The organism is Xanthomonas sp. SHU 199 (assembly GCF_000364665.1).
Taxonomy (GTDB): domain Bacteria; phylum Pseudomonadota; class Gammaproteobacteria; order Xanthomonadales; family Xanthomonadaceae; genus Xanthomonas_A; species Xanthomonas_A sontii.
Window position 1 is genome coordinate 1 of sequence record NZ_AQOI01000416.1, and the last position, 11,474, is coordinate 11,474.

At 67.4% G+C, this 11,474-nt stretch carries 13 protein-coding genes and 1 pseudogene; 9 read left to right on the top strand and 5 right to left on the bottom strand.

The annotated features are described in order from the left end of the window. Positions 1-87: 87 nt before the first annotated feature. Entirely contained in the window at positions 88-540 is a 453-nt protein-coding gene (locus D183_RS0113620) for a VOC family protein (protein ID WP_017909488.1), read from the top strand. A gap of 225 nt (positions 541-765) precedes the next feature. After that, positions 766-1,131 carry a nuclear transport factor 2 family protein gene (locus D183_RS0113625; protein ID WP_017909489.1) on the top strand — a complete coding sequence of 122 codons (366 nt, stop codon included), beginning with the start codon at positions 766-768 and terminating at the stop codon, positions 1,129-1,131. Between the two features lie 80 nt (positions 1,132-1,211). Here D183_RS0113625 and D183_RS0113630 read toward each other — a convergent pair whose 3' ends face one another. Then, complete coding sequence (locus tag D183_RS0113630; protein ID WP_017909490.1) at positions 1,212-2,561, bottom strand: Nramp family divalent metal transporter; 1,350 nt, start codon at positions 2,559-2,561, stop codon at positions 1,212-1,214. Positions 2,562-2,708: 147 nt separating this feature from the next. On the opposite strand from D183_RS0113630, the gene mntR reads away from it, so the two are divergent. The 3 genes from mntR (at position 2,709) to orn (ending at position 4,343) form a co-directional block, all read left to right on the top strand. After that, entirely contained in the window at positions 2,709-3,173 is a 465-nt protein-coding gene (gene mntR, locus D183_RS0113635; RefSeq protein WP_026143893.1) for a manganese-binding transcriptional regulator MntR, read from the top strand. Next, the gene (tadA, locus tag D183_RS0113640; RefSeq protein WP_017909492.1) at positions 3,170-3,670 is read left to right on the top strand and encodes a tRNA adenosine(34) deaminase TadA; all 501 of its coding nucleotides are present in this window, start codon (positions 3,170-3,172) and stop codon (positions 3,668-3,670) included. Before mntR ends, tadA begins: the two co-directional genes overlap by 4 nt. 100 nt (positions 3,671-3,770) lie before the next feature. Next, the gene (orn, locus tag D183_RS0113645; RefSeq protein ID WP_017909493.1) at positions 3,771-4,343 is read left to right on the top strand and encodes an oligoribonuclease; all 573 of its coding nucleotides are present in this window, start codon (positions 3,771-3,773) and stop codon (positions 4,341-4,343) included. Positions 4,344-4,441: 98 nt separating this feature from the next. On the opposite strand, the gene D183_RS0113650 is transcribed toward orn, so the two are convergent. Then, positions 4,442-5,392, bottom strand: a complete 951-nt coding sequence (locus D183_RS0113650; protein WP_017909494.1) for a mechanosensitive ion channel family protein — start codon at positions 5,390-5,392, stop codon at positions 4,442-4,444. A 5-nt stretch (positions 5,393-5,397) separates the two neighbouring features. Then, complete coding sequence (ppsA, locus tag D183_RS0113655) at positions 5,398-7,773, bottom strand: phosphoenolpyruvate synthase (protein ID WP_017909495.1); 2,376 nt, start codon at positions 7,771-7,773, stop codon at positions 5,398-5,400. A 145-nt stretch (positions 7,774-7,918) separates the two neighbouring features. Here ppsA and ppsR point away from each other — a divergent pair, with 145 nt between their 5' ends. The 4 genes and pseudogenes from ppsR to D183_RS26485 form a co-directional block, all read left to right on the top strand. Next, positions 7,919-8,740, top strand: coding sequence for a posphoenolpyruvate synthetase regulatory kinase/phosphorylase PpsR (gene ppsR, locus D183_RS0113660; protein WP_010342958.1), 822 nt, complete (start codon positions 7,919-7,921; stop codon positions 8,738-8,740). Positions 8,741-8,895: 155 nt separating this feature from the next. After that, a complete protein-coding gene (locus D183_RS0113665) occupies positions 8,896-9,402 on the top strand; it encodes a DUF1249 domain-containing protein (RefSeq protein ID WP_017909496.1) in 507 nt (168 codons plus the stop codon). A gap of 69 nt (positions 9,403-9,471) precedes the next feature. Then, positions 9,472-9,960 carry an NUDIX hydrolase gene (locus D183_RS0113670; RefSeq protein ID WP_017909497.1) on the top strand — a complete coding sequence of 163 codons (489 nt, stop codon included), beginning with the start codon at positions 9,472-9,474 and terminating at the stop codon, positions 9,958-9,960. Positions 9,961-10,118: 158 nt separating this feature from the next. Further along, positions 10,119-10,244: pseudogene (locus D183_RS26485) on the top strand (7,8-dihydro-8-oxoguanine triphosphatase); the annotation flags it as partial. Between the two features lie 359 nt (positions 10,245-10,603). Here D183_RS26485 and D183_RS27790 read toward each other — a convergent pair. Then, a complete protein-coding gene (locus D183_RS27790; RefSeq protein ID WP_198527668.1) occupies positions 10,604-10,750 on the bottom strand; it encodes a hypothetical protein in 147 nt (48 codons plus the stop codon). Between the two features lie 19 nt (positions 10,751-10,769). Next, positions 10,770-11,468 carry a 3-hydroxybutyrate dehydrogenase gene (locus tag D183_RS0113675; protein WP_232757278.1) on the bottom strand — a complete coding sequence of 233 codons (699 nt, stop codon included), beginning with the start codon at positions 11,466-11,468 and terminating at the stop codon, positions 10,770-10,772. Between the last annotated feature and the right edge of the window lie 6 nt (positions 11,469-11,474).

Below are 11,474 nucleotides of genomic sequence, written 5' to 3' on the forward strand. Positions count from 1 at the left end.
CGCTGATCGCGGCGCAGGTCAATTTCCTGCAAGACGCGGCGCACCCAGGGTTCCACAATGGGCACCTGGCCCACACGAGGACATGCCATGGCGATCCACGAACTGTATGCCTATCTGTGCGTGCGCGACGCCGCCGCCGCGATGGCGTTCTACGCGCGCGCGTTTGGTGCGCGCGAACTGTTCCGCCTTACCGAGCCCGATGGACGTATCGGTCATGCCGAGGTGGATCTCGATGGCCACATCCTGATGCTGTCGGAGGAGTATCCGGACATGGGCGTACGCAGCCCCGAACACCTTGACGCCACGCCGGTCACGCTGCACCTGCATGTGGACGATGCCGACGCGTTGGTCGCCCGCGCGGTCGCGGCGGGCGCCACGCTCGAGCGCGGTATGCAGGACCACTTCTACGGTGAACGCTCCGGCACCGTGCGCGATCCCTTCGGCCACCGCTGGCTGATCGGCCATGCGATCGAGTCGGTGACGCCGGAGGAAATGCAGCGGCGTTATACGGCGCTGTTCGCGAAAGCACCGACAACCTGAGAGGGCGCGAGATCGTCAGCGCCCGTGCATGCCGGTGCGTGCCGGCAGGAACTCCGGTTTCGCCGTCACTGCCGATGCACGAGACTTCTGTGCCGGGTCGTTGCAACGCTTGCGTGCGTCGCCGGTCGCTCGCGCGGCGAGCCGCTGAGGCGTGTACGCAGGTGTGACACAGGCGACGCTAGGTTGGCGCCATCTCGACCGTTCCCAGCCAGAGGAGGCCATCCGATGACCGAGGCGAACCAGCACGTCCTGCAGGTCGCGAACGCCGCCATCGCCGCCGGCGATTACGAAGGCTTTCTCGCCCATTGCACCGAAGATACGACCTGGCACTTCATCGGCGAGCGCATATTGCGGGGCAAGCAGGCGGTCAGGGAGTGGATGGCCGACGCCTACCGGCAGCCGCCGCAGTTCGACGTTCGCAAGTACATCATCGGCGACGGCCACGTCGTGGCCCTCGGCCAGATCACACTGGAGACTGGCGACGCCAGGACGTCGTTGTTCTCCTACTGCGATGTCTGGCGGTTTCGCGATGGGCGGATGGCGGAACTGGAGGCATACGTGGTGCCGCTGGCTGCAGCCCAGGACAGGTAGCGACGCGCATGTGTTCGGGCGTCCGTTCGCAGCGCGGCCATCCTGTCATCGTCTGCGCACGGCGTCGGCGGCGGGATCGCTCAGTGCAGCAAGGTGTCCGCCAGTAGCTTCAGATTCAGTACCACGATCAACGCGGCGATCGTCCAGGCCAGCCAGGCCAGGCCGCGACGCACCACCAGTGGTCCCATCCGCTGCTTGTCGGTGACGAAGCGCACCAGCGGGATCACCGCAAACGGCAACTGCATCGACAGCACCACCTGGCTCAGCACCAGCAGCTTGGCGGTGCCCTGTTCGCCGTACAGCGAGGTCACCGCGACCACCGGCACGATCGCCAGGCCGCGGGTCAGCAGGCGCCGCGCCCACGGCGGCAGCCGCAGGTGCAAAAAGCCTTCCATCACGATCTGCCCGGCCAGGGTGGCGGTGACGGTGGAATTGATGCCGGAGGCCAGCAGCGCCACCGCGAACAGGGTCGAGGCCAGGCCGACGCCGAGCATCGGCGCGAGCAATTCGTGGGCCTGTTCGATCTCCTGCACGTCGGTGCGGCCGTGCGCATGGAACACCGCGGCGGCCAGGATCAGGATCGCGGCGTTGACGAACAGCGCCAGGCTCAGCGCGATGGTGCTGTCGGCCAGCGCCCAGCGCAGCGCCGAGCGGCGGCCCTGGTCGGTGCGCTCGTAGGCGCGGGTCTGCACGATCGAGGAATGCAGGTACAGGTTGTGCGGCATCACCGTCGCGCCGATGATGCCGATCGCCAGGTACAGCGCGGCCGGATCGGTCACCACCTGCGCACGCGGGATGAAGCCTGACAGCACCTCGCGCAGCGGCGGCGCGGCCAGCACGATCTGCATCAGGAAGCAGGCGAAGATCACCGTCAGTAGGGCGATCACAAACGCTTCCAGCGCGCGGAAGCCGCGGCGCATCAGGAACAGCACCAGCAGCGCGTCGATCGAGGTGATGATCGCGCCAGCGGTGAGCGGGATGCCGAACAGCAGCTTCAGCGCGATCGCCGTGCCGATCACTTCGGCCAGGTCGCAGGCGACGATGGCCGCTTCGCAGGCCAGCCACAACAGGAAGTTCACCGGCTTGGAGTAGTGCGCACGGCAGGCCTGGGCGAGGTCCAGACCGGTGGCGATGCCCAGGCGCGCGGCCAGGCCCTGCAGCACGATCGCCATCAGGTTGGACAGCAGGATCACCGACAGCAGCAGGTAGCCGAAGTGCGAGCCACCGGCGATATCGGTCGCCCAGTTGCCCGGATCCATGTAGCCGACCGAGACCATGTAGCCGGGCCCGAGGAAGGCCAGGAAGCGGCGCCAGCCCAGGCCGCTGCGCGGCACGGCCACGCTGGCATGCATCGCGCCCAGGCTGGGACGCGCCTCGCCACGGCTGGCGTGCGCGGCAGCGGAACTCGGCAGGGGCAGGGGGGCGGCCATGGCAATGACACGTGGGGCGGGGTGCGAACGAGTATATAGCAGGTGCTATATGGATTAGCATTGGCAATTCAGATCGCTGCGATAGCCCGGATTCGGCCAGAATAGGCGGGTGGCCGGCGGGCGCCGGCACAGGACAAGGGCGTTGCGATGCAGAAAAGCGGGAAGTCGATGGCGCCGCCGGCGGTGCTGCTCGACGCCGAAGTGCAGGTCGAAAGCTTCCGCCAGGTGCGCGAGGCGCACCGCCTGGAGCTGATCGAGGACTACGTGGAGCTGATTTCCGACCTGCTCGCCGACGGTGGCGAAGCGCGGCAGGTGGATATCGCTGCGCGCCTGGGCGTGGCCCAGCCGACCGTGGCCAAGATGCTCAAGCGCCTGGTCAAGGGTGGTTGGGTGGTGCAGCGGCCCTACCGCGGCGTGTTCCTGACCGCCGAGGGGGAGGCGCTGGCCGCGGCCAGCCGGCAGCGCCACCAGACCGTGGAGCAGTTCCTGCTGGCCTTGGGCATCGACGCCGACACCGCGCGCCGCGATGCCGAGGGCATCGAGCATCACGTCAGCGAAGCCACGCTGGCGGTCTTCGCCGAGTTCGTGCGCAAGCACGGCGCGTCGCGGTGAGCGTCGGCGACGAGGCGCAACTGGCGCGCGACGTACATTGGATGCGCCATGCGCTGGCCCTGGCCGAGCGTGCCGAGCGCGAGTTCGACGAGATTCCGGTCGGCGCGGTGCTGGTCTCGGCCGAGGACGAGGTACTGGGCGAGGGCTGGAACCTCAACATCGCCGAACACGACCCCAGCGCGCACGCCGAGATCGTCGCGCTGCGCCAGGCCGGCCGCCGGCTCGGCAATCACCGCCTGGTCGGCAGCCGCCTGTACGTGACCCTGGAGCCGTGCGCGATGTGCGCGATGGCGGTGGTGCATGCGCGGGTGGCGGAACTGGTCTATGCCGCCACCGATCCCAAGACCGGGGCCTGCGGCAGCGTGTTCGACCTGCTCGCCGATCCGCGCCACAACCACCGCGTGCAGGTCCGCGGCGGGGTCCTGGCGGCGGAGGCGAGCACGCGCCTGACCAACTATTTCCGCGCCAAGCGCGGCAAGCCGCCGCTGGGCGCGTGAGCGGCCAGCCCCTGCCGGTCGCGCAGGCCGCGCGGTATCATTGAAGTCTGATACGACACTTCCGCGCCGGCCTCGCCGCCGCGAACGACAGGACGGTGATATGGCGCAAGCGCATGTGGCGAACGATCGGCTGATCTGGATCGATCTGGAAATGACCGGCTTGGATACCGATCGCGATTCGATCATCGAAATCGCCACGGTGGTGACCGACGCGCAACTCAACGTGCTGGCCGAGGGCCCGGAGTTCGCCATTGCCCATCCGCTGCAGACGCTGGAGGCGATGGACGAGTGGAACCGCAACCAGCACCGCCACTCCGGCCTGTGGCAGCGCGTGCTCGACAGCCAGGTCACGCTGGCCCAGGCCGAGGCCGAGACCATGGCGTTCCTGACCCAGTGGTGCAAGCCCGGCACCTCGCCGATGTGCGGCAACTCGATCTGCCAGGACCGGCGTTTCCTGCACCGGCAGATGCCGCGGCTGGAGCGTTTCTTCCACTACCGCAACTTGGACGTGTCGACGCTGAAGGAACTGGCGCGGCGCTGGGCGCCGACGGTGTCGGCCGGCCTGACCAAGACCTCCTCGCACACCGCGCTTAGCGACGTGCACGATTCCATCGACGAACTGCGTTACTACCGTCCGTTCATGGGCACGTTGGGCGGGCAGGGCGAGGGCTGATCCGCGATCCTGACGCTGTCAGAGAGCGTGCGACAGACCGCCCGATGATCGTCGGGCGGATACAGTCGCGCAGGGAATGCAGGTGCTGACGCCGCCCCTCAGCGCGCCAGCGGCGGCCCTGGCTTGGTCTCGCCGTCGTCGGTGACGCCCTTGGTCAGCAACTCGGCGATCGGGCGGCCGTCGGCATCGTGGTGGTACACGTGCAGGTCGCGCTGCGGATACGGAATGCTCAGCCCGTTCTCCAGCAACTGGTTGCGGATCTGCTCCAGCGTGCTGCTCTTGGCCGCGCCGAAATCGCTGTTCTTGGCGTAGCCGAACAGCATCAGGTCCACCGTGCTCTCGCCCAGGTTGGTGACCTGCACGAACGGGGCGGGCGTCTTCAGGATGTTCGGATTGTCCTGGGCGATCTTCAGCAACAGCTCCTGCGCCTTCTTCAGGTCGTCGCCGTAGCCGACGCCGACGGTGATCTCCAGGCGACGGTTGGGCAGGGTGCTGTAGTTGACGATCGGCGCGGTGGTGATGGTGCTGTTGGGCAGGGTCACCATGCGCTCGTCGAAGGTGCGGATGCGGGTCTGGAAGATCCGGATCTCGTCGACCACGCCTTCCTGGCCGGCCACCACCACGTGGTCGCCGTCGCGCATCGGCCGCAGCACGATCAGCATCACCCCGGAGGCGATGTTGGACAGCGAGTCCTTCAGCGCCAGACCCACCGCCAGGCCGGCGGCGCCGAGCACGGCGAACAGCGAGGTCGGCGGCACGCCGATCTTCTGCAGCGCGGTGACCAGCACCAGCACCAGCATCAACGCATAGGCGACGTTGCGCAGGAAATTGCTGAGCGTGGCTTCCACCCTTGCGCGCAGCAGGGCGCTGCGCAGCCATTCGCTCAGGCGCTTGGCGATCCACATCCCGACCACCAGGATCAGGATCGCCACGCCCCAGTTGAGCGCGTATTGCGCCCAGTCCAGCGTCCGCCAGTCGAACGGGCGCGCCGCCCGCGTCGCCGGTGCAGCGGTCGTGGCCGCCGTCAGTGCCGTCAGCCACGACTGCATCGGCATCACCCCTTGCTCTTGAGCTTGGCCAGGCGCAGCCAGGTGTCGACAACGGTGTCGGGGTTCAACGAGACCGATTCGATGCCTTCCTGCATCAGCCACTCGGCCAGGTCGGGGTGATCCGAAGGACCCTGGCCGCAGATGCCCACGTACTTGCCCTTGGCGCGCGCGGCCTTGATCGCCATCGACAGCATCTTCTTGACCGCCGGATTGCGCTCGTCGAACAGGTGCGCCACGATCGAGGAGTCGCGGTCCAGACCCAGGGTGAGCTGGGTGAGATCGTTGGAGCCGATCGAGAAGCCGTCGAAGATCTCCAGGAATTCCTCGGCCAGCAGCGCGTTCGACGGCACCTCGCACATCATGATGATCTTCAGGCCGTTCTCACCCTGGCGCAGGCCGTTGCTGGCCAATACCTCGACGACCTTGCGACCTTCCTCGAGGGTGCGCACGAACGGGATCATGACCCACATGTTGTCCAGGCCCATCTCGTTGCGGACCTTGAGCACCGCCTTGCATTCCAGCGCGAACGCGGCGGCGAAGCTCGGATCGACGTAGCGGCTGGCTCCGCGGAAGCCGATCATCGGGTTCTCTTCGTGCGGTTCGTAGTTGCTGCCGCCGATCAGGTTGGCGTACTCGTTGGACTTGAAGTCCGACAGGCGCACGATCACCGGGTGCGGCGCCACCGACGCGGTCAGCGTGGCGATGCCTTCGGCCAGGCGGTTGACGTAGAAGCTCACCGGGTCGGCGTAGCCGGCGATCTTCTCGTCGATCTTCTTCTTGGTCGCCGCGTCCTGCTTGGCGTATTCCAGCAGTGCGTTGGGATGGATGCCGATGTGCGCGGCGATGATCATCTCCAGGCGCGCCAGGCCGATGCCGGCGTTGGGCAACTGGCCGAAGTCGAACGCGCGCTCCGGGTTGGCCACGTTCATCATGATCTTCAGCGGCGCCGGCGGCATGTTGCCCAGATCCGTGGTGGTGCGCTCGAACGGCAGGCGCTCGCCATAGATGTAGCCGGTGTCGCCTTCGGCGCAGCTCACCGTCACTTCCTTGCCGTCCTCGACCAGTTCCATCGCGTTGCCGGTGCCGACCACGGCCGGCACGCCCAGCTCGCGGGCGATGATCGCCGCGTGGCAGGTGCGGCCGCCGCGGTTGGTGACGATCGCCGAGGCGCGCTTCATCACCGGCTCCCAATCGGGATCGGTCATGTCCGCGACCAGCACGTCGCCGGGCTGTACCCGGTTCATGTCTTCCAGGCTGCGCACCACGCGGGCGACGCCGGCGCCGATCTTCTGGCCGATCGCACGGCCTTCGGCGATCACCTCGCCGCGCTGCTGCAACGCGAAGCGTTCGATCTGAGTGGCGTGGCCGCGCGACTTCACCGTCTCCGGACGCGCCTGCACGATGAACAGCTTGCCGCTGACGCCGTCCTTCGCCCACTCGATGTCCATCGGCCGCTGGTAGTGCTGCTCGATCACCAGCGCCTGCTTGGCCAGTTCCTGCACGTCTTCGTCGTTGATCGAGAAGGTGTTGCGCAACTGCGCCGGGGTGTCCTCGATGCGCACGCGCTCGCCCGGCACGTCCGAATACACCATGCGGATCAGCTTGCTGCCCAGCGAGCGGCGCAGGATCGCCGGCTTGCCGGCCTTCAGGGTGGGCTTGTAGACGTAGAACTCGTCGGGATTGACCGCGCCCTGCACGACCATTTCGCCGAGGCCGAAGCTCGAGGTAACGAACACCACGTCGCGGAAGCCGGACTCGGTGTCCAGGGTGAACAGCACGCCGGAGGCGCCGACGCCCGAGCGCACCATCAACTGCACACCGGCCGACAGGAACACGTCCTCGTGCTTGAAGCCGTGGTGCACGCGGTAGGCGATGGCGCGGTCGTTGTAGAGGCTGGCGAAGACTTCCTTGACCTTGTGCACCACGTCGTCGGCGCCGGTCACGTTGAGGAAGGTCTCCTGCTGGCCGGCGAAGCTGGCGTCGGGCAGGTCTTCGGCGGTGGCCGAGGAACGTACCGCGACCGCGATGTCGCCGCCACCGTTCTCGTTGCACAGTTGCGCGTAAGCATCGCGGATCGCCTGGTCCAGCTCCGGCTGCAGCGGTGCGTCGATCACCCAGCCGCGGATTTCCTTGCCGGCGGCGGTCAGCGCGCCCACGTCTTCCACGTCCAGCGTGGCCAGCTTGTCGAAGATTCGCTGGTACAGATCGTTGTGGGCGACGAAGGCCTTGAACGCTTCGGCGGTGGTGGCGAAGCCGCCGGGCACGGACACGCCGAGCCCCGCCAGATTGCCGATCATTTCGCCGAGGGAGGAATTCTTGCCACCGACGCGAGCCAGGTCGGCCAGGCGCAGCTCATGCAACCACAGGATGTTCTCGTTCAAGCGCGATGCTCCGTTAGGCCATCGCCCGAGGCGGGCTGAATGGCCGCGTCCGTGAGGGAAGAAGCCGATATGATGCAGTGCGCACCCGAGCCGGCACAAGCGAAGCGGGCGCATCCGTTGGGTTTCAGCCAGGAGAATGCAGGCAATGTCGACGATCAGACCGGTGTTCTACGTGTCCGATGGAACCGGTATCACCGCTGAAACCATTGGGCATAGCCTGCTCACCCAGTTCAGCGGTTTCAGCTTCGTCACCGACCGCATGTCGTTCGTCGACGATCCGGAAAAAGCCCGCGACGCCGCGCAGCGGATCCATGCCGCAGGGGAGCGCTATCAGGTTCGGCCGATCGTGGTCAACTCCTGCGTCGATCCGCAATTGAGCATGCTGCTGGCCGAGAGCGGGGCGCTGATGCTCGACGTGTTCGCGCCCTTCATCGAGCCGCTGGAGCGCGAATTGAACGCGCCGCGGCACTCGCGGGTAGGGCAGGCGCACGGTCTGGTCGACTTCGAGACCTACCACCGCCGCATCAACGCGATGAACTTCGCGCTCGCGCACGACGACGGCATCGCGCTGACCTACGACGAAGCCGACGTGATCCTGGTGGCGGTGTCGCGCGCGGGCAAGACCCCGACCTGCATCTACCTGGCGCTGCATTACGGTGTGCGCGCGGCGAACTATCCGTTGACCGACGAGGACCTGGAGAGCGATCGGCTGCCGCCGCGCCTGCGCGCCTATCGCAACAAGCTGTTCGGGCTGACCATCGATCCGGAGCGGCTGCAGCAGATCCGCCAGGAGCGGCGGCCGAATTCGCGCTATTCCAACGCCGAGACCTGCCGGCGCGAAGTGGCGGCGGCCGAAACCATGTTCCGCATGGAGCGGATTCCGACCCTGAGCACCACGCATACCTCGATCGAGGAGATTTCCAGCAAGGTGCTGGCGACGCTGGGACTGCAGCGCGAGATGTTCTGAGAGAGGGTATGACTGGCCAGCGCGCGCCGGTCGGGCGGGGCCATTCCCGGCGGCGACGGCATTTCCGCACGTCTTCGCAGGGATTTCCACGGTAGGCCGCTGGCGCCGATCCGTCAATGCTGCCGCCGGCGCGATCCAGCGTGTAGGATCGGTCCATGCAGCACGCCATGACCCGCAGCGAACGCATCCCCCGGCTCAGCCGTTTCGGCTGGCTGATGGGGTTGTACGCCGAGAACTATCTGCACCTGAACCGCCTGTTCGTGCCGGCCGACCTGGCCGCCGGCAGCTACGTGTCCAGCATCGGCGACGGCCTGGACCTGCGCCTGGACGTGATCGAGCGTCACCGCTACACCGTCGAACTGCGCCTGACCTACGATCTGTGCGACCCGCTGACCGGCGAGCCGGACCCGTCGGCCTACGTGCGCCTGTACCTGGACGCGCGCCAGGCCGAGACCACGCATTGCTATGTCGGCCGCCGCTGGCAGGACGTGATGGGGCTGTACCCGCCGCCGGCGGAACTGATCAGCCACCGCATGCGCATGAACACCTTCCTCGGCAAATGGCTGGAATATCTGGCCGAGCGCGGCCACGGCGTGGCCACGCTGCGCTCGGCGCCGCCGTTGCCGCGCGCGGCGCAGGACGCGGCGACGCCCGCCGTCTAGACACAGGCTGGACCAAGCGGCGGCACGGTTACGGCATACTGCGCGCCCGTCGTTCTCTGCCTTCGTCGCATGCCTTACACCCCCATCGTCGCCACCTTGGGCTACGTGCTCTCGCCCGACCGCAGCCAGGTGCTGCTGGTCCATCGCAATGCCCGGCCCGGCGACCATCACCTGGGCAAGTACAACGGCCTGGGCGGCAAGGTGGAGGCGGACGAGGACGTCCTGGCCGGCATGCGCCGCGAGATCCTGGAGGAGGCCGGCATCACCTGCGAGGCGCTGCAGTTGCGCGGCACCATCAGCTGGCCGGGGTTCGGCAAGCACGGTGAGGACTGGCTGGGCTTCGTGTTCCTGATCGACGCCTACGCCGGCGAGCCGTTCGCCGAGAACGCCGAGGGCACGCTGGCCTGGGTGCCGATCGCGCAGATGGACACGCTGCCGCTGTGGGAGGGCGATCGCCATTTCCTGCCGCTGGTGTTCGATGGCGACCCGCGCCCGTTCCACGGAGTCATGCCATACCGCGACGGACGCATGCAGTCCTGGCGCTACTCGCGGGTCTGACGCGCTAAGCCCCTCTCCCATCGGGAGAGGGGTTGGGGTGAGGGGTACGGCGCGAAAGCGACTCGCGGAGTTTGGGGGGCGAGGGTGCGGCGCCAAGCGTCTCGCGATGTTTGGTTGCACCAGGCTCCGCCCGTACCCTCATCCGGCCCTTCGGGCCACCTTCTCCCGACGGGAGTAGGAACAGCCTCTTCTTGCCGCTGGTGTTCGATGGCGACCCACGCCCGTTCCGCGGCGTCATTCCGTATCGCGACGGACGCATGCAGCCCTGGCGCGACTCGCGGGTCCGACACGCTCGCGCTGCCGTAAAGCCCCTCTCCCATCGGGAGAGGGGTTGGGGGCGAAAGCGACTCAAGAAGTTTGGGGGTACGGCCCGAAAGCGCCGCGCGGAGTTTGGTTGCACCAGGCTTCGCCCGTACCCTCATCCGGCCCTTCGGGCCACCTTCTCCCGTCGGGAGAAGGAACAGCCTCTGCCTTTCGCGTCGGGGGATGGGCGAGGGGCCGGCGCGCCGCTCGGTCGAACGCTCGCGCGGCACCGCGTCCGTCTTGTCCACAGCGGTTGTGGATCGATGCTGCACAAGCCTGTGGGCAAGCGTCGCAAGTCGCTGAAATGGCTGCCCGATTCTGTCGGTTGGCGAAAATTTCATCAGTCCCGGTCGCGCTTCTCCACAGCCGGTGTGGATGAAAGCGCACGAACGCTGTGGATAAGATGCCAGTGGCGTTGTGCCGCAACGGCCGCCGCCGCAATGGCGAAAAATTGACCAGCGTCGATCGCGCGATCCAGCAGGCGCACGTGCGCGCTTGCCGCAGCGCTACTGCGCGGTCCAGCCGCCGTCGATGGCGATCGTCTGCGCGGTGATGTTGCGCGCCGCCGGCGAGGCCAGGAACGCTACACAGCCGGCCAGTTCGTCGTAGGCGATGAACACGCCCTTGGGCATCGGCTTGAGCATCACCTGGGCGATCACGTCGGCTTCGGAAATGCCGCGGGTGCGCGCCTGGTCGGCGATCTGCCTGTCCACCAGCGGCGTTTTCACGTAGCTGGGGCAGAGCGTGTTGATGGTGATGTCGGTGTCGGCGGTCTCCAGTGCGATCACCTTGGAGAAGCCGACCAGGCCGTGCTTGGCGGCGACGTAGGCGCTCTTGTACGGGCTGGCGACCAGCGAGTGGATGCTGCCGATGTTGACGATGCGGCCGAAGCCGCGTTCGCGCATGCCCGGCAGCACCGCCTGGGTCAGCCGGGCGACCCCGGTCAGCATCACCTCCACCAGCAGGCTCCACTTGTCCATCGGGAACTCCTGCAGCGGCGCCACATGCTGCAGCCCGGCGTTGTTGACCAGCACGTCCACCGGCCGGCTGACAGCGGCCAGCGCCGCGGCGATGCTGTCCGCGCTGGCCACGTCCAGCGCCACCGCCTCGGCCGAGCCGCCGGCCTGGCGCACCTGCGCGGCGACCGTTTCGGCGGCCTCGAGGTCCAGGTCGCTGACGACGATGTGGCGGCCGTCGGCGGCCAGTGCGTG

What these genes read in the sequence shown, in the direction of transcription:
- D183_RS0113670 (WP_017909497.1), top strand. Translation starts at nt 9,472, where the DNA reads ATGCCTTACACCCCCATCGTCGCCACCTTGGGCTACGTGCTCTCGCCC.
- D183_RS0113620 (WP_017909488.1), top strand. Translation starts at nt 88, where the DNA reads ATGGCGATCCACGAACTGTATGCCTATCTGTGCGTGCGCGACGCCGCC.
- D183_RS0113625 (WP_017909489.1), top strand. Translation starts at nt 766, where the DNA reads ATGACCGAGGCGAACCAGCACGTCCTGCAGGTCGCGAACGCCGCCATC.
- D183_RS0113650 (WP_017909494.1), bottom strand. Translation starts at nt 5,392, where the DNA reads ATGCAGTCGTGGCTGACGGCACTGACGGCGGCCACGACCGCTGCACCG.
- D183_RS0113665 (WP_017909496.1), top strand. Translation starts at nt 8,896, where the DNA reads ATGCAGCACGCCATGACCCGCAGCGAACGCATCCCCCGGCTCAGCCGT.
- D183_RS0113630 (WP_017909490.1), bottom strand. Translation starts at nt 2,561, where the DNA reads ATGGCCGCCCCCCTGCCCCTGCCGAGTTCCGCTGCCGCGCACGCCAGC.
- orn (WP_017909493.1), top strand. Translation starts at nt 3,771, where the DNA reads ATGGCGCAAGCGCATGTGGCGAACGATCGGCTGATCTGGATCGATCTG.
- ppsR (WP_010342958.1), top strand. Translation starts at nt 7,919, where the DNA reads ATGTCGACGATCAGACCGGTGTTCTACGTGTCCGATGGAACCGGTATC.
- mntR (WP_026143893.1), top strand. Translation starts at nt 2,709, where the DNA reads ATGCAGAAAAGCGGGAAGTCGATGGCGCCGCCGGCGGTGCTGCTCGAC.